The 21,252-nt window shown below is 69.9% G+C and carries 20 protein-coding genes; 8 read left to right on the top strand and 12 right to left on the bottom strand.

Annotated elements, in window-relative coordinates; all coding sequences use genetic code 11:
* Window positions 1-106: 106 nt before the first annotated feature.
* Window positions 107-2,635, top strand: coding sequence for a RelA/SpoT family protein (locus tag ABT367_RS21025; protein WP_352254599.1), 2,529 nt, complete (start codon window positions 107-109; stop codon window positions 2,633-2,635).
* A gap of 72 nt (window positions 2,636-2,707) precedes the next feature.
* On the opposite strand, the gene ABT367_RS21020 is transcribed toward ABT367_RS21025, so the two are convergent.
* Window positions 2,708-3,940: a DUF349 domain-containing protein gene (locus ABT367_RS21020; RefSeq protein WP_352254598.1), complete on the bottom strand. Its 1,233-nt coding sequence runs from the start codon at window positions 3,938-3,940 to the stop codon at window positions 2,708-2,710.
* Between the two features lie 153 nt (window positions 3,941-4,093).
* Window positions 4,094-4,885 carry a peptidylprolyl isomerase gene (locus ABT367_RS21015; RefSeq protein ID WP_352254597.1) on the bottom strand — a complete coding sequence of 264 codons (792 nt, stop codon included), beginning with the start codon at window positions 4,883-4,885 and terminating at the stop codon, window positions 4,094-4,096.
* 212 nt (window positions 4,886-5,097) lie between these two features.
* Here ABT367_RS21015 and ABT367_RS21010 point away from each other — a divergent pair, with 212 nt between their 5' ends.
* Complete coding sequence (locus tag ABT367_RS21010) at window positions 5,098-5,814, top strand: MBL fold metallo-hydrolase (RefSeq protein ID WP_352254596.1); 717 nt, start codon at window positions 5,098-5,100, stop codon at window positions 5,812-5,814.
* A 13-nt stretch (window positions 5,815-5,827) separates the two neighbouring features.
* Window positions 5,828-7,090, top strand: coding sequence for a histidine--tRNA ligase (gene hisS, locus ABT367_RS21005; RefSeq protein ID WP_352254595.1), 1,263 nt, complete (start codon window positions 5,828-5,830; stop codon window positions 7,088-7,090).
* Between the two features lie 93 nt (window positions 7,091-7,183).
* Here hisS and ABT367_RS21000 read toward each other — a convergent pair whose 3' ends face one another.
* The 4 genes from ABT367_RS21000 to ABT367_RS20985 are packed head-to-tail and all read right to left on the bottom strand — an operon-like array spanning window position 7,184 to window position 10,714.
* Window positions 7,184-7,810 (bottom strand): response regulator transcription factor, encoded by a 627-nt coding sequence (locus ABT367_RS21000; protein ID WP_352254594.1) that lies wholly within the window; start codon window positions 7,808-7,810, stop codon window positions 7,184-7,186.
* Window positions 7,807-9,054 (bottom strand): sensor histidine kinase, encoded by a 1,248-nt coding sequence (locus ABT367_RS20995; RefSeq protein WP_352254593.1) that lies wholly within the window; start codon window positions 9,052-9,054, stop codon window positions 7,807-7,809. The genes ABT367_RS21000 and ABT367_RS20995 overlap by 4 nt, the downstream gene beginning before the upstream one ends.
* A complete protein-coding gene (locus ABT367_RS20990) occupies window positions 9,012-9,854 on the bottom strand; it encodes an ABC transporter permease (protein WP_352254592.1) in 843 nt (280 codons plus the stop codon). The genes ABT367_RS20995 and ABT367_RS20990 overlap by 43 nt, the downstream gene beginning before the upstream one ends.
* Window positions 9,851-10,714 (bottom strand): ABC transporter ATP-binding protein, encoded by an 864-nt coding sequence (locus ABT367_RS20985; protein WP_352254591.1) that lies wholly within the window; start codon window positions 10,712-10,714, stop codon window positions 9,851-9,853. Before ABT367_RS20985 ends, ABT367_RS20990 begins: the two co-directional genes overlap by 4 nt.
* A 137-nt stretch (window positions 10,715-10,851) precedes the next feature.
* Here ABT367_RS20985 and ABT367_RS20980 point away from each other — a divergent pair, with 137 nt between their 5' ends.
* Entirely contained in the window at window positions 10,852-11,502 is a 651-nt protein-coding gene (locus ABT367_RS20980) for a vitamin K epoxide reductase family protein (protein ID WP_352254590.1), read from the top strand.
* A 93-nt stretch (window positions 11,503-11,595) separates the two neighbouring features.
* Here ABT367_RS20980 and ABT367_RS20975 read toward each other — a convergent pair whose 3' ends face one another.
* The 3 genes from ABT367_RS20975 to ABT367_RS20965 all read right to left on the bottom strand — a co-directional run bounded on the left by ABT367_RS20975 (window position 11,596) and on the right by ABT367_RS20965 (window position 14,223).
* Complete coding sequence (locus ABT367_RS20975; protein WP_352254589.1) at window positions 11,596-11,865, bottom strand: metal-sensitive transcriptional regulator; 270 nt, start codon at window positions 11,863-11,865, stop codon at window positions 11,596-11,598.
* Window positions 11,866-11,889: 24 nt separating this feature from the next.
* On the bottom strand, window positions 11,890-12,453 hold the full coding sequence (locus ABT367_RS20970; RefSeq protein WP_352254588.1) for a rhodanese-like domain-containing protein: 564 nt from the start codon (window positions 12,451-12,453) through the stop codon (window positions 11,890-11,892).
* A 147-nt stretch (window positions 12,454-12,600) separates the two neighbouring features.
* Entirely contained in the window at window positions 12,601-14,223 is a 1,623-nt protein-coding gene (locus tag ABT367_RS20965; RefSeq protein WP_352254587.1) for an FAD-dependent oxidoreductase, read from the bottom strand.
* Between the two features lie 127 nt (window positions 14,224-14,350).
* On the opposite strand from ABT367_RS20965, the gene ABT367_RS20960 reads away from it, so the two are divergent.
* Entirely contained in the window at window positions 14,351-15,730 is a 1,380-nt protein-coding gene (locus tag ABT367_RS20960; protein WP_352254586.1) for a replication-associated recombination protein A, read from the top strand.
* 27 nt (window positions 15,731-15,757) lie between these two features.
* Window positions 15,758-16,555, top strand: coding sequence for an HNH endonuclease family protein (locus ABT367_RS20955; RefSeq protein WP_352254585.1), 798 nt, complete (start codon window positions 15,758-15,760; stop codon window positions 16,553-16,555).
* A 6-nt stretch (window positions 16,556-16,561) separates the two neighbouring features.
* Here ABT367_RS20955 and ABT367_RS20950 read toward each other — a convergent pair whose 3' ends face one another.
* The gene (locus tag ABT367_RS20950) at window positions 16,562-17,503 is read right to left on the bottom strand and encodes an SMP-30/gluconolactonase/LRE family protein (RefSeq protein WP_352254584.1); all 942 of its coding nucleotides are present in this window, start codon (window positions 17,501-17,503) and stop codon (window positions 16,562-16,564) included.
* A gap of 111 nt (window positions 17,504-17,614) precedes the next feature.
* Here ABT367_RS20950 and ABT367_RS20945 point away from each other — a divergent pair, with 111 nt between their 5' ends.
* Window positions 17,615-18,079: an Lrp/AsnC family transcriptional regulator gene (locus ABT367_RS20945; protein WP_352254583.1), complete on the top strand. Its 465-nt coding sequence runs from the start codon at window positions 17,615-17,617 to the stop codon at window positions 18,077-18,079.
* Here ABT367_RS20945 and ABT367_RS20940 read toward each other — a convergent pair.
* Window positions 18,060-18,749, bottom strand: a complete 690-nt coding sequence (locus tag ABT367_RS20940) for a DUF2470 domain-containing protein (protein WP_352254622.1) — start codon at window positions 18,747-18,749, stop codon at window positions 18,060-18,062. The genes ABT367_RS20945 and ABT367_RS20940 overlap by 20 nt on opposite strands.
* 224 nt (window positions 18,750-18,973) lie before the next feature.
* On the opposite strand from ABT367_RS20940, the gene rpsD reads away from it, so the two are divergent.
* Complete coding sequence (gene rpsD, locus ABT367_RS20935) at window positions 18,974-19,588, top strand: 30S ribosomal protein S4 (RefSeq protein ID WP_052577478.1); 615 nt, start codon at window positions 18,974-18,976, stop codon at window positions 19,586-19,588.
* A gap of 27 nt (window positions 19,589-19,615) precedes the next feature.
* On the opposite strand, the gene ABT367_RS20930 is transcribed toward rpsD, so the two are convergent.
* Window positions 19,616-21,252: ATP-binding protein (locus tag ABT367_RS20930; RefSeq protein ID WP_352254582.1), on the bottom strand; the 1,637-nt coding region annotated here is incomplete at its 5' end.

Raw genomic sequence — 21,252 nt, 5'->3', positions numbered from 1 at the left:
GCGACGGACCACAGCGTGAACGGTCGGGCACGAGCGGAAGCCCCAGGGTCGATACCATGGCAGTCCGGACCTGATCGGGGGGCCGGATCCTGCCTGAGGAGCGCTCTTGCCAGACGAGGCCCGACAGCCACTCACCGCCGCGAAGTCCCAGGCCGACCAGCCTGCCGACCCCAAGGCCGCGGCGGCCGCTGCCCTGCCCGCCAAGAGTGACCCGGCGGCCGAAAAGCACTCCCCGAAGCCGGCGACGCCCGCCGAGCGGCCCGCGGCGCCTCCGATGCGCCCGGCCGGTACCGCGCCTGCCCGTGCGGGCTCGACCGCGGCGTCCGGCGGCTCCCGGTCGAATTCGTCGTCGAATCGCGTACGGGCCCGTCTCGCCCGCCTCGGCGTACAGCGCTCCAACCCGTACAACCCGGTCCTCGAGCCCCTGCTGCGGATAGTGCGCAGCAACGATCCCAAGATCGAGACCTCCACGCTCCGCCAGATCGAGCGCGCCTACCAGGTCGCCGAGCGCTGGCACCGGGGTCAGAAGCGCAAGAGCGGCGACCCGTACATCACGCATCCGCTCGCCGTGACCACCATCCTCGCCGAGCTCGGCATGGACCCGGCCACGCTGATGGCCGGTCTGCTGCACGACACCGTCGAGGACACCGAGTACGGCCTGGACACCCTGCGCCGCGACTTCGGCGACCAGGTCGCGCTGCTCGTGGACGGCGTGACCAAGCTGGACAAGGTCAAGTTCGGCGAGGCGGCGCAGGCCGAGACCGTACGCAAGATGGTCGTCGCCATGGCCAAGGACCCGCGGGTCCTGGTGATCAAGCTCGCCGACCGCCTGCACAACATGCGCACGATGCGCTACCTCAAGCGGGAGAAGCAGGAGAAGAAGGCCCGCGAGACGCTGGAGATCTACGCTCCGCTGGCGCACCGCCTGGGCATGAACACCATCAAGTGGGAGCTGGAGGACCTCGCGTTCGCGATCCTCTACCCCAAGATGTACGACGAGATCGTGCGGCTCGTCGCCGAGCGGGCCCCCAAGCGCGACGAGTATCTGGCCATAGTGACCGACGAGGTCCAGGCCGATCTGCGCGCGGCCCGTATCAAGGCCACCGTCACCGGGCGGCCGAAGCACTACTACAGCGTCTACCAGAAGATGATCGTGCGAGGCCGGGACTTCGCCGAGATCTACGACCTGGTGGGTATTCGGGTACTTGTCGACACGGTCCGCGATTGCTACGCGGCGCTCGGCACGGTGCACGCGCGATGGAATCCGGTCCCCGGCCGGTTCAAGGACTACATCGCGATGCCCAAGTTCAACATGTACCAGTCGCTGCACACGACGGTGATCGGCCCCAGTGGCAAGCCTGTTGAGCTGCAGATCCGTACCTTCGACATGCACCGCCGTGCCGAGTACGGCATCGCCGCGCACTGGAAGTACAAGCAGGAGGCCGTCGCCGGCACTTCGAAGGTGCGCAGCGACGTACCGAAGAAGACCGGCAAGGACGACCACCTCAACGACATGGCGTGGCTGCGCCAGTTGCTCGACTGGCAGAAGGAGACCGAGGACCCCTCCGAGTTCCTCGAGTCCCTGCGCTTCGACCTGTCGCGCAACGAGGTCTTCGTCTTCACGCCGAAGGGCGACGTCATAGCGCTTCCGGCGGGAGCGACCCCGGTCGACTTCTCGTACGCCGTGCACACCGAGGTCGGCCACCGGACCATAGGAGCACGGGTGAACGGGCGGCTCGTACCGCTCGAATCCACCCTGGACAACGGCGACTTGGTGGAGGTCTTCACCTCCAAGGCGGCCGGCGCGGGCCCGTCCCGCGACTGGCTCGGCTTCGTCAAGTCGCCGCGGGCGCGCAACAAGATCCGTGCGTGGTTCTCCAAGGAGCGCCGCGACGAGGCGATCGAGCAGGGCAAGGAAGCCATCGTCCGCGCGATGCGCAAGCAGAACCTGCCCATCCAGCGGATCCTGACCGGCGATTCACTCGTCACGCTCGCGCACGAGATGCGCTACCCGGACATCTCCTCGCTGTACGCGGCGATCGGCGAGGGCCATGTGGCCGCGCAGAACGTCGTGCAGAAGCTGGTCCAGGCCCTCGGCGGCGAGGACCAGGCCAACGAGGACATCGCCGAGACCGCACCGCCGACCCGCGGCCGCTCCAAGCGCCGCTCCAGCGCCGATCCCGGCGTGGTCGTCAAGGGCGTCGACGACGTCTGGGTGAAGCTGGCGCGCTGCTGCACACCCGTGCCGGGCGACCCCATCATGGGCTTCGTGACGCGCGGCAGCGGTGTCTCCGTGCACCGCAAGGACTGCGTGAACGTGGACTCTCTCTCGCAGCAGCCCGAGCGGATCCTCGAGGTCGAGTGGGCACCCACCCAGTCCTCGGTCTTCCTGGTCGCCATCCAGGTCGAGGCCCTCGACCGCTCACGGCTGCTCTCGGATGTCACACGCGTCCTGTCCGACCAGCACGTCAACATCCTCTCCGCGGCGGTGCAGACCTCCCGCGACCGGGTGGCCACCTCCCGCTTCACCTTCGAGATGGGCGACCCCAAACACCTGGGGCACGTCCTGAAGGCGGTACGGGGCGTGGAGGGCGTGTACGACGTGTACCGCGTGACGTCGGCGCGGCGGCCATAAGTCCAGGCATACGAAAGGGGCTTGCGTACCGAGGTACGCAAGCCCCTTTCGTATGACGAGGGTTGGGGAGTGCTAGCCGCCGAACTCCTCAAGCCCCTTGAGCGCCTGGTCGAGCAGCGCCTGGCGGCCGTCCAGCTCGCGCTGGAGCTTGTCCGCCTTGGCGTTGTTGCCCGACGCACGGGCGGCCTCGACCTGGTCGCGGAGCTTGTCCACCGCGGCCTGCAGCTGGCCGGTCAGACCCGCGGCACGCGCACGCGCCTCCGGGTTGGTCCGGCGCCACTCGGTCTCCTCGGCCTCCTGCAGGGCGCGCTCGACCGCGTGCATCCGGCCCTCGACCTTCGGGCGGGCGTCCCGCGGGACGTGGCCGATGGCCTCCCAGCGCTCGTTGATGGCACGGAACGCGGCACGGGCCGACTTCAGATCACCGATGGGCAGGAGCTTCTCGGCCTCGTCGGCCAGCTCCTCCTTGAGCTTGAGGTTCTCGCCCTGCTCCGCGTCCCGCTCGGCGAAGACCGAGCTGCGGGCCGAGAAGAACACGTCCTGGGCGCCGCGGAAGCGGTTCCACAGCTCGTCCTCGTGCTCGCGCTGCGCGCGGCCCGCGGCCTTCCACTCGGTCATCAGATCGCGGTAGCGGGCCGCGGTCGGCCCCCAGTCCTGCGAGTTCGACAGCGACTCGGCCTCCGCGACCAGCTTCTCCTTGGCCTTGCGGGCCTCCTCGCGCTGCGCGTCGAGCGCGGCGAAGTGGGCCTTGCGGCGCTTGGAGAAGGCGGAGCGCGCGTGCGAGAAGCGGTGCCACAGCTCGTCATCGGACTTGCGGTCCAGACGCGGCAGACCCTTCCAGGTGTCCACCAGGGCCCGCAGCCGCTCACCGGCATGGCGCCACTGCTCGCTCTGGGCCAGCTCCTCGGCCTCGACGACCAGCGCCTCCTTGGCGTGCCGCGCCTCGTCGGTCTGCTTGGCCTTCTGTGCCTTGCGCTCCTCACGGCGCGACTCGACGGACGCGACCAGCTTGTCCAGACGCTTGCCCAGGGCCTCGAGGTCACCGACCGCATGCGCATCGGTGACCTGCTCGCGCAGGTGCTCGATGGCGGTCATGGCGTCCTTCGCCGACAGATCCGTCGTCTGCACCCGGCGCTCGAGGAGGCCGATCTCGACGACGAGACCGTCGTACTTGCGCTTGAAGTAGGCCAGCGCCTCGTCCGGAGAGCCTGCCTGCCACGATCCGACGACTCGTTCACCGCCGTCGGCCGTACGCACGTACACGGTCCCCGCCTCGTCGACGCGTCCCCACGGGTCGCTGCTCACAGCGCCTCCTCCACATGATGCGCTCGCGGGCACTCGGCCCGGGGCATCGTCCACAGTTTCCTCAGGGCAGCCGCACACAGCGCCCTGCACAACGCCAACATAGGCGACGAGCAGGGCGGCTGTCCGCATCCAGCGCTACAGAATCCCCGGCGATCAGCTCTTCTTTACCGTCGCCTTTTCGAGGGTGACGGCCTTCTTCGGGGCGCCGTCGCCCGGGCTCTGACTGCCCTCGGCGACACCGGCCTTGCCGACCGTCTCGACGATCTCGAGCCCGCCCTTGTCCATCTCGCCGAAGGGCGTGTACGCGGGCGGCAGCTTGGAGTCCTTGTAGACCAGGAAGAACTGGCTGCCACCGGTGTTCGGACCCGCGTTGGCCATCGCGACCGTGCCGGCCGGGTACGTCACCGAACCGTCGGCGCCCGGCTTGCCGAGACCGTCGAGGTTCTCGTCGGGGATCGAGTAGCCGGGGCCGCCCGCGCCGGTGCCCTGCGGGTCGCCGCACTGCAGGACGTAGATGCCCTGGGTGGTGAGCCGGTGGCACTTCGTGCCGTCGAAGTACCCCTTGTCGGCGAGGTGCTTGAACGAGTTGACGGTCTGCGGCGTCTTCGCCGCGTCCATCGCGATGGAGATGTCACCCTCGTTGGTCTTGATGTCGAAGGTGTACTTCGCCTTCTTGTCGATGGCCATCTTCGGGGCCGGCGACTCCTTGGGCGTGGGCGTGGGCGTCGGGGAGGGAGTGGAGCCCGAGGTGACGTCCTTCTTGTCGTCGCCCTTGAACGCTCCGGCCGCCCAGGCACCGCCGCCCGCCGCGAGCACCACCACGAGGGTGGTCGCGATGATCGCGTTGCGCTGCTTTGCCTTGCGCCGTGCCGACTCGCGCCGCTGCTGCTGACGCAGGAACTTCTCCCGCGCGAGCTGCTTCCGCCGCTGTTCGTTGCTGACCACCGGGTCTCTCCTCGTACGTGTTGATCTGCCAGTCCGAAGCCTGCCCGTACCGTATACGGGTTCGCTGTGAGCCGAGCCGCGCCGGTACGCTTTGATCCGCAGCCGTTGTACGGCGTTGACCTGCGGCTGCTGGAATCATCCGGATTCTTCGGAATTCTGGTTTCTTTCCGCAGCTTTCCGCTTCTCCCGTCGGACCGAAGGTAAGGACGATCGTGCTGATTGCCGGGTTCCCCGCAGGGGCCTGGGGGACCAACTGCTACTTGGTCGCCCCCGCCGCAGGCGAGGAGTGCGTGATCATCGACCCGGGCCACCAGGCCACCGAAGGGGTCGAGGAAGCGCTGAAGAAGCATCGGCTCAAGCCCGTGGCCGTCGTTCTCACCCATGGCCACATCGACCATGTCGCCTCGGTCGTCCCGGTGTGCGGAGCCCATGACGTACCGGCCTGGATCCACCCCGAGGACCGCTACATGATGAGCGATCCCGAGAAGGCGCTCGGCCGCTCGATCGGGATGCCGCTGATGGGCGAGCTGACCGTGGGGGAGCCCGACGACGTCCGTGAGCTGGCCGACGGCGCCACCCTGGACCTCGCGGGCCTGGAGTTCTCCGTCTCGCATGCCCCTGGGCATACGAAGGGGTCGGTGACCTTCCGGATGCCTGAAGCCCCCGGCGGTGCTGACATTCCGTCGGTGTTCTTCTCGGGCGACCTGCTGTTCGCCGGCTCCATCGGGCGTACGGATCTGCCGGGCGGCGACATGGACGACATGCTCGCCTCCCTCGCGCGGGTCTGCCTGCCCCTCGACGATTCCACCGTGGTCCTGTCCGGACACGGTGGCCAGACGACCATCGGCCAGGAACGCGCCACCAACCCTTATCTGCGGCAGGTGGCCGCCGGCCTCGGGAGCGCCGACGCTCCCCGACGAGGAATGTGACGAGAGTTTTCCCGTGAGCACTTTTCAGGCCCCCAAGGGCACGTACGACCTGCTTCCGCCGAACTCGGCGACCTATCTGGCGGTGCGCGATGCCATCTCGGCGCCGCTGAAGAACTCCGGCTACGGCTATGTCGAGACCCCCGGTTTTGAAGCCGTCGAGCTGTTCGCGCGCGGTGTCGGTGAGTCCACCGACATCGTGACCAAGGAGATGTACGCCTTCGAGACCAAGGGCGGCGACAAGCTCGCGCTGCGTCCCGAGGGGACCGCTTCCGTGCTGCGCGCGGCCCTGGAGGCGAATCTGCACAAGGCCGGCAACCTGCCGGTCAAGCTCTGGTACTCGGGCTCGTACTACCGCTACGAGCGCCCGCAGAAGGGCCGTTACCGCCACTTCTCGCAGGTCGGTGCCGAGGCGATCGGCGCGGAGGACCCGGCGCTGGACGCCGAGTTGATCATCCTGGCCGACCAGGCGTACCGCTCGCTCGGGCTGCGGAACTTCCGTATCCTGCTCAACTCGCTTGGCGACAAGGAGTGCCGCCCCGTCTACCGCGCCGCGCTGCAGGAGTTCCTGCGCGGGCTCGACCTGGACGAGGAGACGCTGCGCCGCGCCGAGATCAACCCGCTGCGGGTGCTCGACGACAAGCGCGCCGATGTCCAGAAGCAGCTCACGGGCGCGCCGTCGATGCCCGACTACCTGTGCGACGCGTGCACCGCGTACCACAAGGAAGTACGGGAGCTCCTGGACGCCGCCGGTGTGGTGTACGAGGACGACCCGAAGCTGGTGCGCGGCCTCGACTACTACACCCGCACCACCTTCGAGTTCGTGCACGACGGCCTCGGCTCGCAGTCCGCGGTGGGCGGCGGCGGTCGCTACGACGGTCTGTCCGAGATGATCGGCGGCCCCTCGCTGCCGTCCGTCGGCTGGGCGCTCGGCGTGGACCGTACGGTGCTCGCCCTGGAGGCGGAGGGCGTGGACCTCGAACTGCCCGCCGCCACCAGCGTGTTCGCGGTGCCGCTCGGTGAGGAGGCACGGCGGGTGCTGTTCGGCAAGGTCACGGAGCTGCGCAAGGCCGGGATCGCCGCCGACTTCTCGTACGGCGGGAAGGGTCTCAAGGGCGCGATGAAGAACGCCAACCGTTCGGGTGCGCGCTTCACGCTCGTCGCCGGTGAGCGGGATCTCGCCGACGGTGTCGTCCAGCTCAAGGACATGGAGTCCGGCGAGCAGGGGCCGGTCGCGCTCGACGCCGTCCTGGAGACGCTGAAGGCGAAGCTCGGCTGATCACGGTCGTGTGGTGAAGGCCCCGGAGGTGCGCCTCCGGGGCCTTCCTCATGCCTTCGGCAGCCCTGCCTCGTGCCTCCAGCAGGCCGATCCTCACGCCTCCAGGAGCCCGAGGCGCATCGCGCTCGTCACCGCCGACGTACGGTCGTCGACTCCCAACTTGCCGAACGTACGCAGCAGATGGGTCTTCACCGTGGACTCACCGATGTGCAGCCGCCGACCGATCTCCGCATTGGTACAGCCCTCGGCGACCAGCCGCAGCACCGCGGTCTCCCGCTCGGAGAGACGCGGCCGCTCCGGCCGGGTGCGCAGCTGGTCCACGAGGCGGGCGGCGACGGAGGGCGCGAGCACCGTCTCGCCGCGGGCCGCCGCCCGTACCGCGTCGGCGAGTTCACCACGTGCCAGGTCCTTGAGCAGATAGCCGGCCGCGCCCGCCTCGACCGCCCGGAGGATGTCGCGGTCGGTCTCGTACGTGGTGAGCACGATGATCCGGCAGGTGAGTCCGGCGGCCGCCATCCGCTCGATGGATTCGACGCCCCCACCGCCCGGCATGCGCAGATCCATCAGGACGATGTCGGGGGCGAGCCGGGCGGTGAGCGCCTCCGCCTGCGGTCCGCTGGAGGCCTCGGCCACGACGTCCAGATCGGGTTCGGCGCTGAGCATGGCGCGCAGGCCCTCGCGTACCACCGGATGGTCGTCGGCCAGCAGGATGCGGATCATTCGGCGCTCCTCGCGAGCCGGGGCAGCGGCAGTCGTACGGTCACGGTGGTGCCCTCGCCGGGCCGGCCGCTGACCTCGGCGGTGCCCTGCACCTCCTGCGCCCTGGCGCGCAGACCGCGCAGCCCGTACCCCTCGTCGAGGGCGGTGAAGCCGCGCCCCGTGTCCCGTACCGACAGCACCAACTGCTCCTCGCCATAGCTCAGGCATACGGTCGCGTCGGCGTCCGGGCCTGCGTGTTTGCGTACATTCGCGAGCGCCTCCTGGCAGGAGCGCAGGGCCACGACCTCGAGTACGGGCGACAGCTCGCGCGCCGCGCCCGTGACGGTCAGGGTCGCGTGGTGGCGGTCCGCGAGCCGGCGCAGGGCGTCCGCAAGGGAACCGCCGTCGTCGAGGTCGGCGGGCGCGCGGCCGGCCACCAGGGCGCGGGCCTCGGCGAGGTTCTGCCGTGCAGTCTGTTCCATGAGGGCCAAGTGCCGCCGTGCGCCAGGCAGATCGTGCTCCAGCTCGGAGTCCACGGCCTGGACCAGCATCAGGAGGCTGGTGAAGCCCTGGGCGAGGGTGTCGTGGATCTCGCGGGACATCCGCTCGCGTTCGGCGAGTGCGCCCCGTTCCGCGGAGAGCTTGGCGATCTCCTCGCGGCTCGCGTCCAACTCGGCGATCAGCGCGGCTCGTTCCTTGCTCTGCTCGATCACCTTGATGATCCAGCTGCCGAAGACGAGCGAGAAGACCAGGGTCACCGCCGCCGAAACCACGTTGAAGAAGAGTTCCCCGGCCGGCGGCCGCCAGACCGCCGCCCAGCCCACGACGGGCAGGACGTTGATCAGCGCGACGGTGATCATCGCCCGTTCGTACCGCAGCACCATGAAGCACTGCGGTACGAGCGCGAAGGTGGCGAGCCGGCTCTCGGGCAGCATCCAGGTCGTCGCGGTGAACAGGACGGTGGCCACGACCACGTAACGCATCGCGGCCCGCTCGTCCGCGCCGTCCGTGTGCATCGCCGGACGCCCGAGCCACAGGTACCAGGGCACGAGCAGCGTGAACAGGCCGCACGCGGTCAGCCGTACCGCGAGCGGGGCGAGGGAGGCGCCGCCGAGCACGAACAGCACCGTCCCCGCCCACACCACCGCGAAGTAGGCGTCCCAGCCGAGCCAGACCCGGCTGTGGACGTCCACGTCGATCTCGCGCGGTCCGGCCGGTCCGGTCAGCCGTCGCGCCGGCGCTTCCACCGGAAGGTTCCCAGGCACAGCAGCAATCCTCCGATGCACCAGGCGCCGAGCACCAGGGCGATGCGCCCGTACTCCCAACTGTCCGTCATCTCCAGGACCTTGGCCGACTCCGGCAGGAACACCCCGCGCAGACCCTGGCACATCCACTTGAGCGGGAACAGTGCGCCGAGGTTCAGCATCCAGTCCGGCAGCGTGTCGATCGCGATGTAGACACCGGAGATGAACTGCAGGACCAGGAAGGGCAGCACGACCACCGAGGTGGCGCTGCGGCCGGACTTCGGCACGCTGCTGATCGCGATGCCGAGCAGGGCGCAGCCGGTGAGGCCGAGCAGGAACACCCAGCCGAAGGTGAGCCAGGCCGTCGTGTCACCGGGCAGGTCCACGTCGTAGAAGACCGTTCCCACGATCAGCAGTGCGACGGTCTCCAGGAATCCCGTGACCAGGACGAGCCAGATCTTGCCGAGGAAGTACACGCTCGGCGGCATGGGGGTGCCGCTCAGCCGGCGCAGCACCTTCTCGTCGCGTTCGATCGCGATGGAGATGCCGAGGGACTGGAAGCTGGTGGACATGATGCCCGCGGCGATCATGGCCGGTACGTAGAGCTGCGAGGCGGTGATGCCGGCGCCCTCGACGTCGTCGCTGAAGATCGACGCGAACAGGAAGAGGAACACGATCGGGAAGGCGAAGGTGAACACCACCTGTTCGCGCTGGCGGAAGAACTGCCGTAATTCCAGGGCGCCTTGGTGCAGTCCGAGGTTCCAGACCCCGGGCAGCCGCTCGTCGGCGGTCTTACGGGTGGGTGCGGCCGTGGTCGTCATCGCGCGCTCTCCTGTCCGGTCAGCCGGAGGTAGACGTCCTCGAGCGTGGGGCGGCTGATCCGCAGACCGGGGATCTCCCCGTCGAAGCGCCCGGTGAGTTCCGCGACGGTGCGGGTGGGCGTCCCGGTCCGCTCACTGCGCGGTGAACCGTCCGCCTCGGTCCACTCGACGGTGGCCTCGCCGCTGTGCGCCTGCCGCAGAGCCACCGGTGTGCCCTCCGCGGCGATCCGGCCGCCCGCGATGATCGCGAGCCGGTCGGCGAGCGCCTCGGCCTCTTCCAGGTAGTGGGTGGTGAGCAGGATCGTGGTGCCCTCGGCCGCGAGCTGCCGGATCAGTCCCCAGAACTGCCTGCGGGCCGCCGGATCGAACCCGGTCGTCGGCTCGTCGAGGAGCAGCAGCTCAGGGCCGCCGATCACACCGAGCGCGACATCGAGCCGCCGCCGCTGACCACCCGAGAGAGCCTTGATCCGGCTGCCGGCCTTCTCCTCCAGGCCGACCAGGGCGATGACCTCATCGGGGTTCCGGGGCCTCGGGTAGTAGCGGGCGAAATGCCCCACTGTCTCCCGTACCGTCAACTCGGCGGGCGCCGACTCGTCCTGCCAGACGATGCCGACCTTGGCCCGCCAGGCGCGCGAGCTCCTCGACGGATCGCTGCCGAGCACCTCGACCTCGCCGGCATCGCGGGCGCGGTGGCCCTGGAGGATCTCCACGGTGGTGGACTTTCCTGCGCCGTTGGGTCCGAGCAGTCCGAAGACCTCCCCGGTCCGTATCGACAGATCGATACCGTCGACCGCGTCGATGTCTCCGTAGCGCTTGCGCAACCCGGCAGTCCGGACCGCGAGTTCTGTGGTGGTCGTCATGTCACTCAGCGTCGTCGCGAGCCGAACGCCGCGGCACCACCGTCCGTACCGGTCCGTGTCCACCGAATGACGGACACCAAGGTTCGTACGGCACAATGACCCCACCGCAGACTGCCGACAGTGATGGAAACGGTGCGATGAGCAAGACGACCACGGAACGCGACAGCGGCATCGACGAGCACGACGGTCCGCGGTCCGCACCGGCCGGAGAGGGCGTCGGCGGCAGCCGCGCCTACGCGATCCTGCTGGTGATCACCGGCCTCGCCGGACTGCTCGCCTCCTGGGTGATCACCCTCGACAAGTTCAAGCTCCTCGAGGACCCGAACTTCACCCCGGCCTGCAGCCTCAACCCCGTGGTGTCCTGCGGCAACATCATGAAGAGCGACCAGGCCTCGGCCTTCGGGTTCCCCAACCCGATGCTCGGCCTGGCCACGTACGCGATCATCGTCTGCGTCGGCGTGAGCCTCCTTGCCCGCGCCCGCTTCCCGCGCTGGTACTGGCTGACCATGAACGCCGGGATGCTCTTCGGCGTCGGGTTCTGCACCTGGCTGATGTACCAGTCCCTGTACAACATCAACTCGCTGTGCCTGTGGTGCTGCCTGGCCTGGGTCGCCACGATCACCATGTTCTGGTACACGACCTCGCACAACATCCGGCACGGTCTGCTGCCCGCGCCGCGCGGCCTGCGCGGCTTCCTCGACGAGTTCACCTGGGTGCTGCCGGTGATGCACATCGGCATCATCGGCATGCTGATCCTGACCCGCTGGTGGGACTTCTGGACCAGCTGAGCGTCCTGGTCGGGCCCGCGCCGGGAATCCGGTCAGCCCAGTGGCCCGGTCAGGCCGGCGCCAGGACCTGGTCAGGCCGGCGCCAGGACCCGGTCAGGCCAGCGCCAGGAACAGCTTCTCCAGCTCCTCCTCGGTGAGCGGCGCCTGTTCGCCGGACTCGGCGGCGCCCGCGCAGTCCCGCATCCCCGAAGCGATGATCTTGAACCCGGCCCGGTCGAGCGCACGCGATACGGCGGCGAGCTGGGTCACCACGTCCTTGCAGTCCCGCCCGTCCTCGATCATCGCGATCACCCCGGCCAGCTGACCCTGGGCGCGGCGCAGCCGGTTGAGGACGGGGGTCCGGGTGTCTTCGTTGACCTGCATGTGCGGATCCTTGTCGCTCGGATGTCAGGCGATCTGCAGCGCCTCGCGCACGGGCGCGAGAGCCGTGGGGCGCGGACGGTTGAAGGGGAGCTTGCCGAGCATGACGGCCATCCCGCAGGTATTGCTCACGCCCGAGTAGACGAGACCGCCCGCGATCCCTGCGGACAGCAGCGCCGCCCAGGGCGTGACCAGCGAGCCGGCGAGCCCGATCAGCACAAGGGATCCGGCGGTGAACCGCACCTGCCGGTCCATCGCCCATACGTTCCGCTCAGGCAGCGCGGCGGTCTCCACCGGCAGGCCGGCCGCGCGCCAGGCGTCGGTGCCGCCGTCGAGGCCGCGCGCCTCGATCCCCGCCGTGGCGAGCTGCGCGCAGGCGGTCGCCGAGCGCATCCCGGCGGCGCACACGACGACCAGCTCGCGCCGGGCGGCGGCCGCACGCACCTCGTCGAGCAGCTGGGGAAGGCTGTCGAGCGGCAGGTTGAGTGCGCCGGGAACATGTCCGGCGGCGTACTCGCCGGGACCGCGGACATCGATGATCAGCGTCCCGTCTTCGGCGGCGAGTTCGGTGGGGCTGAGGGTGCGGGTCATGGGGGAGTGCTCCTTTGGTCGTTGGGCTGGGGCTCTCGGGCGGGCTGTGGTTCTCGAGTGGGCCGGGGTTCTCGGGCGGCCTGAGCTTCTGGGGCGGGTTGGGCGTCCTGCGCCGGTACGGGAGTCAGACGCACCTGTCGTACGAGATCACGAAGCCGTGGCCGACCGCCCCGCGGCCCATGTCGCGTATCCGCCGTCGAGGTTGACCGCCTCGCGGCCGAGCCCGGTGAGCAGACGCTGGGCGTTGTGCCCGCGCAACCCCACCTGGCAGTGGACGATGAGTTTGCCCTCGGGCAGCTCGGCGGCGCGGTCGCGCAGCTCGTCCAGGGGGATGTTCACGGCGCCCGGAATGGCGCCGGCGGCGTGCTCGGCGGGGGAGCGGACATCGATGAGTGCCCCTTCGGCGTCGCCGAGTTCGTGCCACTGGACGGTGCGGGCGGTGCCCTTGGTGAGGTTCTCGGCGATCAGCCCGGCCATGTTCACCGGGTCCTTGGCCGAACCGTACGGCGGGGCGTAGGCGAGCTCCAGATCCGCCAGGTCGGAGACGGTCAGGCCGCCGGCCATGGCCGTGGCGATCACGTCGATGCGCTTGTCGACACCGTCATCGCCGACTGCCTGAGCTCCCAGGATCCGCTGGTCGCGCGGGTCGAAGAGCACCTTGAGCGCGATCGGCGAGGCGCCCGGGTAGTAGCCGGCGTGCGAGCCCGGGTGCAGATGGAGGGCCTGGTACGGGTGGCCCGCGGCCCGCAGTCGCTTCTCGTTCCAGCCCGTGGCGGCCGCGGTGAGGTCGAAGATCTGGACCACGGCTGTGCCCGTGGCCGCACGCGCCCGCACCGCACGCCCGGTGATCGCGTCGGCCACGAGCCGGCCGTGGCGGTTGGCGAGGTTGGCGAGCGGTACGAGCACGGGGTCGCCGGTCAGGGCGTCCCGCTTCTCGGCGGCGTCGCCGACGGCGTAGATGTCGGGGTCGCTGGTGCGCTGCGTCTCGTCGACCGCGATGCCGCCGCGCGGGCCGAGGCCGAGTCCGGCGTCACGGGCCAGGGAGGTCTCGGGACGCACCCCGATGGAGAGCAGGACGAGGTCGGCGGGCAGGGACCGGCCGTCGGTGAGCTCCACACTGCCGGCCGGCACCTTCGCGGCCTGCGCGCCGAGCTCGACCCGTACGCCATGAGCGCGCAGCCGGTCCGCGACCGGGGCGGCCATCTCGGGGTCGAGCGGGGTGAGGACCTGGTCGGCGAGCTCCACGAGTGTGACGTCCAGGCCGCGTTCGCGCAGGTTCTCGGCCGCCTCGACACCGATGAAACCGCCCCCGATGACGACGGCGCTGCGGACGTCGCCGTCGAGCGCCTCGGCGATCTGATCGGCGTCGCTCACGTCCCGCAGTGTGTGGGCCCGCTCGATGCCCGGCACGTCCGGGACGAAGGGGCGCGCGCCGGGGCTCAGGACGATGCGGTCGTACGACTCCTCGTACGTCCGCCCGGTCGCCAGGTCACGGACCTCGACCGTGCGGGAGGCGCGGTCGATCCGGACCGCCTCGTTGCGCACCCGCACGTCGATACGGAAGCGCGCGGCGAGGGACTCGGGGGTCTGCAGGAGCAGGGCGTCGCGCTCCTCGATGGTGCCGCCCAGGTAGTACGGCAGCCCGCAGTTCGCGTAACTGACATGCGCGCCGCGCTCCAGGACCACGATCTCGGCCCGCTCGTCGAGCCGGCGCAGCCGCGTCGCCGCGGACATTCCGCCGGCGACACCACCGATGACGATCACCTTCATTGCAGCCACTCCTGACACTTTCCGCTCCGCTGATCCCCCTTTGCCCAATACCCCCCACCGTATCACAGGGTACCCCCGGGGGTATTTTCCGGCCGGGTTGTCAGACCCGTGACCTAGGGTTGGCGTCGTGGAGCCCGATCTGTTTACCGCTGCCGCCGAAGAGCGCCAGGAGAAGGACCCGGCCGGCAGTCCCCTCGCCGTGCGGATGCGTCCGCGCACCCTCGACGAAGTCGTGGGCCAGGGGCATCTGCTGAAGCCCGGATCACCGCTGCGCCGACTCGTGGGCGAGGGCAGCGGCGGTCCCGCAGGCCCCTCGTCGGTGTTCCTCTGGGGTCCGCCGGGAATCGGCAAGACGACCCTCGCCTATGTCGTCTCCAAGGCCACCAACAAGCGCTTCGTCGAGCTCTCGGCCATCACCGCGGGCGTCAAGGAAGTGCGCGCGGTCATCGAGGGCGCGCGCCGCGCGACCGGGGGCTACGGCAAGGAGACGGTCCTCTTCCTGGACGAGATCCACCGCTTCAGCAAGGCCCAGCAGGACTCCCTGCTGCCCGCGGTGGAGAACCGCTGGGTCACCCTCATCGCGGCCACCACCGAGAACCCGTACTTCTCGGTGATCTCCCCGCTCCTGTCCCGCTCGCTCCTGCTCACCCTCGAACCGCTCACGGACGACGACCTCAAGGGTCTGCTGCAGCGCGCCCTCACCGAGGAGCGCGGTCTGGGCGGTGCGGTCACCCTGCCCGAGGACGCCGAGGCCCATCTGCTGCGCATCGCCGGCGGCGACGCCCGCCGCGCGCTCACCGCGCTGGAGGCCGGTGCCGGTGCGGCCCTCGCGAAGGGCGAGCGGGAGATCACGCTGCAGACCCTCGAGGAGTCGGTCGACCGGGCCGCGGTGAAGTACGACCGCGACGGCGACCAGCACTATGACGTGGCCAGCGCGCTCATCAAGTCCATCCGCGGCTCCGACGTGGACGCCGCACTGCACTATCTGGCCCGCATGATCGAGGCCGGCGAGGACCCCCGGTTCATCGCGCGCCGCCTGATGATCTCCGCGAGCGAGGACATCGGACTCGCCGATCCCACCGCACTGCCCACGGCAGTGGCCGCGGCCCAGGCCGTGGCGATGATCGGCTTCCCGGAGGCCGCCCTCACCCTCAGCCACGCCACGATCGCCCTGGCCCTCGCTCCCAAGTCCAACGCCGCGACGCTCGCGATCGGCGCCGCGATGGAGGACGTACGCAAGGGACTCGCCGGACCCGTACCGCCGCATCTGCGCGACGGGCACTACAAAGGTGCGGCCAAGCTGGGCCACGCCCAGGGCTACGTATATCCGCACGATGTGCCGGGCGGTATCGCCGCCCAGCAGTACGCCCCCGAGGCGATCAAGGACAAGCGCTACTACCAGCCGACGCGTTACGGGGCCGAGGCCCGGTACGCGGATGTGGTCGACCGCGTGCGCGAGCGGCTCGCCGGCGAGAAGGGCCCGGAGGGACCGGCCGACGGGCGATAGCGGTCACCCCCGCCTACGCTCGGCGACATGGCAGGCAGCACGGCAGGGCGACGCGGGCGGCTCCGCGCCCTGCTGCTCGCCGCGTCCGCGACGCTGACCGTGGCCGCGGGCTGCACCCCGCTCCAGGTCGAGCGGGCCGACGGCCGCTTCAACACCGCGTCGCCCACCGGGAAGACGCCACCGACGAAGCCCCAGGAGCCCACGCCCACCCCCACGCCGTCACCGTCCCAGACCCTCGCGAGCAAGGGCTTCCCGCCCGACGCCAAGACGGCCCGGGCGCAGCTGGCCAAGCTCGCGGTGGCCTGGGGGAAGAACTGGGAGACGTACAAAAGGGCGGAGTTCGGCGAGACCTGGTCGGACGCGGTCGACGTCCCCGGCGGCCGCAACGGCTGCGACACCCGCGACGACGTCCTGCGCCGGGACCTGAAGGACCTGCGCGAAGGCGACCGCAATCCGTGCGTGGTCGTCTCCGGCACCCTGGTCGATCCGTATTCGGGCAAGGAACTCCCGTACTACTACCGCCGCGCCTCGCAGATCGAGACCGACCACATCGTGGCGCTCGGCGCGGCCTGGCGCGCGGGTGCCTGGGCCTGGACTGCGCAACAGCGCCTGAACTACGCCAACGACCTCGACGTACTCCTTGCGACGGACAAGGAGACGAACACCGCGAAGAGCAGCCAGACACCCGACAAGTGGAAGCCGCCGCGGCAGGCGTACTGGTGTGAGTACGCCCGCCGCTGGACCGGCATCAAGGCCAAGTACAAGCTGACGGTCACGGCCCCGGAGAAGCTCGCCCTCCAGGACCTCCTCGCGACCTGCAAGTAGAGCCCGTCAGCGGTACGGCCGGTACCCGGGCCCGGTCGGATGGATGCCCGTGACGCCCATGACCACGGAGTAGAGGCTGGTCTCCGCCGTGATGAAGAGACGGTTGCGCTTTGCGCCGCCCCAGGAGATGTTCGCGACGTCCTCGGGGACGACGAGCCGGCCGATGAGGGTGCCGTCCGGGTCGTAGCAGTGCACCCCGTCGCCCATCGCGGCGGCCCACAGCCGGCCGCCGTCGTCGAACCGCAGATTGTCGAACCGGGCGCCCGGCCGTGCCTCGGCGAACACCTTGCCGTCCGAGAGGGTGCCGTCCTCTCGTACGTCGAAGACGCGGATGAAGCCGGCCCTGGTGTCGGAGACGAACAGCTGCCGTTCGTCGGCCGAGAAGACCAGCCCGTTCGGCGCCCCGAAACAGTCGGCCACCAGGCGCACTTCACCGGTGTCCGGATCGATCCGGTAGACGTTGTTGGCCCCGATCTCGCTCTCGGCCCGGTAGCCCTCGTAATCGCTGGTGATGCCGAAGTCCGGGTCGGAGAACCAGACCGAGCCGTCGGACTTCACCGCCGCGTCGTTCGGACTGTTCAGCCGCTTGCCCTGCCAGCGGTCGGCCAGGACCGTGACGGTCCCGTCGTGCTCGGTGCGGGTCACCCGCCTGTTGCCCTGCTCGCAGGTGACCAGCCGCCCCTGCCGGTCGAGCGTGTTGCCGTTGGTGTGCCCGGCGCCGCGTCGGAAGACGCCGACGGCTCCGGTCTCCTCGTCCCAACGCAGCATCCGGTCGTTGGGGATGTCGCTCCAGATCACCTGACGCCAGGCCGGTACATAGAGCGGCCCTTCCGCCCAACGGCATCCGGTGAACAGGACCTCCAGATCCGCGTCCCCGTTCATGCACCGCCCGGTGCGGAACCGCTCGTCGAACATCTCGTACAGCGAAGGACGCTCATCGACTGCCATGGGACCCCTCCCGGTCTGCACCGAGCCGCTCCTCACTGAACGGCATTCGGTTCGATGGGCAGATTGCAGGATGAGCTATGGTCTCGACAAGGGAACGCCGAAGGGAGAGTTGTGGATCACATTGACCGCGCGCTGCTGGTGCAGCTGCAGCAGGACGCCACGCAGTCCTACGCCGCGCTGGGGGAGGCGGCCGGCCTCTCCGCGGGCGCGGCTCATGAGCGGGTACGGAAGCTGCGGGCACGCGACGTCATCCGCCGTACCACCGTGGACGTCGACCCGGCGGCGGTGGGAGCCGGTGTGCTGGCCTACGTCATGGTCGACTCGGCCGCATGGATGGGGGATTCGGGCGCGGACTTCGCGGCGATCCCCGAGATCCTGGAGGCGCACATCATCGCCGGCAGCGCCTCTGTTCTGGTCAAGGTCAGGACCGCGACCACCGAGCAGCTCCAGGACGTGCTGCGCCGGATCTATGCGATCGACGGCGTCAGCGGCACTCAGGCCACGGTCGCCCTGGAGACCTTCTTCGAGCGTCCGGTGTCCCCGCACGCCGGTGACTTCAGCTCGCCGCAGCCGTGAACAACTGGTGCATCGCGCGGCGCAGATCCGTGACGTCCCGTACCGGCTCGGGGAAGTCGAAGCGCGCGTCGAAGCACTGACCCTCGCCGGTGAAGCGGATGCGCAGTCCGAACCGGTCGAGCGCCAGCGGCACCGCCCGCTCCGTACGCGTCAGGCCGACCCGGGTGCCGAGCAGGGAACCGAGGAGCTGGACCTGGTCGCCGTGCGCCGAGTGCAGGTGCTGCAGGAGCTCCGCCTCGTGCTCGACCAGGGGGTCGGCGGGCGCCGTGGTGAACGCCTCCGGCTCGACCCGGTCCGAGCCCCACAGGTCGTCGACCGAGATCTCGCCGATCTCGAGCCGCAGCATCATCCGCCCCGGCTCTGCCTGCGCGGGTACGCGCGTCAGCCAGCCCGACAGCCAGGCCCGCCCCCGGATACGCTGGGGGACGGCGACCGGGGCCACGTCTGTGAGTTCCAGCACGGCCGAGAGCTCGTCGGCCTGTGCGTGGGTCGCCGCACGGACCGGCGGTGCGTCCGCAGGGAACAGCAGGTGGATGTCGCCTTCCGGCGTGATCTCCCGGGCCAGCGGCATCAGCAGGTCCTGCGGTGCGCGGACAGAGCCCGGGACGAGCAGCACCGCCGAGCATGTACTCTGTACGAGAGTTCGTGTGCGTTCGGCTGCTGACGGCAGTCGGGCGATCTCAAGCCTGCTGGGATGCGGCTGACCACGATCTGATCGGCCCGCCGTCATGTCGATGCCTTCGACGCCCTGGTCCTGTGATTGCGCAGGTCCCTCAGGGGCTGCATCGGCGTTCTTCGTGCTGTCCGTGATGGGTGTGGTTTTCCCTGGGCGAGACATGCGGTCTCCTTAAGTAAGGTGAGCCTAACCTAACCTATTTCGGAGGTCTGGAGAACGTGCCTAACCAGTCGCGTCCCAAGGTCAAGAAGTCCCGTGCGCTCGGCATTGCGCTGACGCCGAAGGCCGTCAAGTACTTCGAGGCCCGTCCGTACCCGCCGGGCGAGCACGGCCGTGGCCGCAAGCAGACCTCGGACTACAAGGTCCGTCTGCTCGAGAAGCAGCGTCTGCGCGCCCAGTACGACGTCTCGGAGCGTCAGCTCGTCCGCGCCTACGAGCGTGCCGCCAAGACGCAGGGCAAGACCGGTGAGGCCCTGGTCATCGAGCTCGAGCGCCGTCTCGACGCCCTGGTTCTGCGTTCGGGCATCGCCCGCACCATCTACCAGGCCCGTCAGATGGTCGTGCACGGTCACATCCAGGTCAACGGTGGCAAGGTCGACAAGCCGTCGTTCCGCGTCCGTCCCGACGACGTCGTGACCGTCCGCGAGCGCTCGCGCGAGAAGCCGCTGTTCCAGGTCGCGCGTGAGGGTGGCTTCGCCCCCGACGGCGAGACCCCGCGTTACCTCCAGGTCAACCTGAAGGCCCTGGCCTTCCGCCTGGACCGTGACCCGAACCGCAAGGAAATCCCGGTCATCTGCGACGAGCAGCTCGTCGTCGAGTACTACGCCCGCTGATCCAGCGCGCGTAGGACCCTTCAGCGGTCAGCCCGCCGCTTCCCCGCCCTTGGTGGGGGAGCCGGCGGGCTTTCGCGTTTCGCGGCCCGGGCGGGGCACGTTCACCCGCGATGCGTGCGGGGCCGAGGGCTCGTGCGAGGCGAGCGCGCGCTCCACGGCCTCGTCGAGGGTGAGGGCCTTGCCCTTCGCGATGCACCGCTCGTAGCGCGCCCGCCCGAGCGACTCGCCCGCCTGCTGCTGGCACAACGCCCGCGGCGAGCTGAAGTAGCCCGAGCCGAACAGCGGCAGACCCACCGAACCCCACACCGGCTCGGCCGCGCCCTGCAGTACGGCGGCCTCCGCGGGGTCGCCCTCGCTGGCCGTGACCAGCGCGAGCAGCTCGATTGCCAGCACCAGGCCCACCAGATCGTGGAAGGTGTGGTCGATGGTGATGCACTCGCGCAGCAGTTCACGGGCGCGTACGAACTCGCCGCGCGTCCAGGCCGCATAGGCCAGCACGTACAGCGCGTACGCCCGGGTCCAGCGCTCGCCGTGCTCGCGGCAGATCTCGTCGACCTCCTCGCAGAGCCTCAGCGCACCCGCCAAGTCCCCTTGGAAGACCAGGGACATGGCCAGCTCGACCTGCCCCATCAGCACATTGCTGTTGAGCTCGCCGAGTTCCCGGTAGCGCGCGATGGCCTCGCGGATCAGCACCTCCGCGCGCTCCATATCGTCGGAGATCAGCGCGAGACAGCCGGTGCGATGGATGGCGTACGCGGCGGCCAGCGGGTTGCCGGTGCGGTCGGCCTCGTCGCGGCACTCCTGCAGCGCGGCCAGCGCGTCCACGGTGTCGCCCTGCAGGATCGCCACGTATCCGAGCACCCATAGAGCCTTGAGGCGGGACTCCGGATAGTCCTCGGCGCCGTCGAGTTCGACACTGCGGTCCAGCCAGTGCCGGCCTTCCGCGAGCCGGCCGCAGCCGACCCAGTAGAACCAGAGCGTGCCCGCCAGGTACTGACCGAGATGGGTCTCGCCGGGCTCGGTCAGGCAGAACTCCAACGCGGTCCGCAGGTTGGGCAGTTCACTCTCGATACGGGTGGCGACGGCGGCCTGCCGCGGTGAGAACCAGTCGAGCTCGCACCAGGTGGCAAGGCCCATGTACCAGTCGCGGTGCCGGCGCCGCATCCGGCCGCCGTCCCCGGTCGACTCCAGCCACTCGCCGCCGTACGCCCGCACGGTGTCGAGCATCCGGTAGCGCACCCCGGTCGGTGACTCCTCGCGGGTGAGGACGGACTGGTCGAGCAGGTCGCCGAGCACGTCGAGGACGTCCTCGGAGGGCAGACCGTGACCGCCGCAGACGTACTCCGCGGCATCGAGGTCGAACGGGCCGGAGAACACGGACAGACGCGACCAGAGCAGACGCTGGACGGGGGAGCAGAGCTCGTGGCTCCAGCCGATCGTCGTCCGCAGGGTCTGGTGACGGGGGAGCGCGCCGCTGCCGCCGCCGGTCAGGAGCGCGAAACGGTCGTCGAGGCGCTCGAGGAGCTGCTCGGGGGACAGGGCGCGCAGCCGGCCCGCGGCCAGTTCCACGGCCAGCGGGATTCCGTCCAGGCGCCGGCAGACCTCGACCAGAGCGCCGTCCTCGGCGGCGGGGCCGGTCAGAGCCGCACGCTCGGCGAGCAGGG

Origin of the sequence: Streptomyces mesophilus (assembly GCF_040300965.1) — a bacterium.
In the GTDB taxonomy this organism is placed as follows: Bacteria; Actinomycetota; Actinomycetes; order Streptomycetales; family Streptomycetaceae; genus Streptomyces; species Streptomyces mesophilus_A.
Note: the sequence above shows the minus strand (reverse complement) of the source record. Positions and strands in the feature narration are given on the sequence as shown.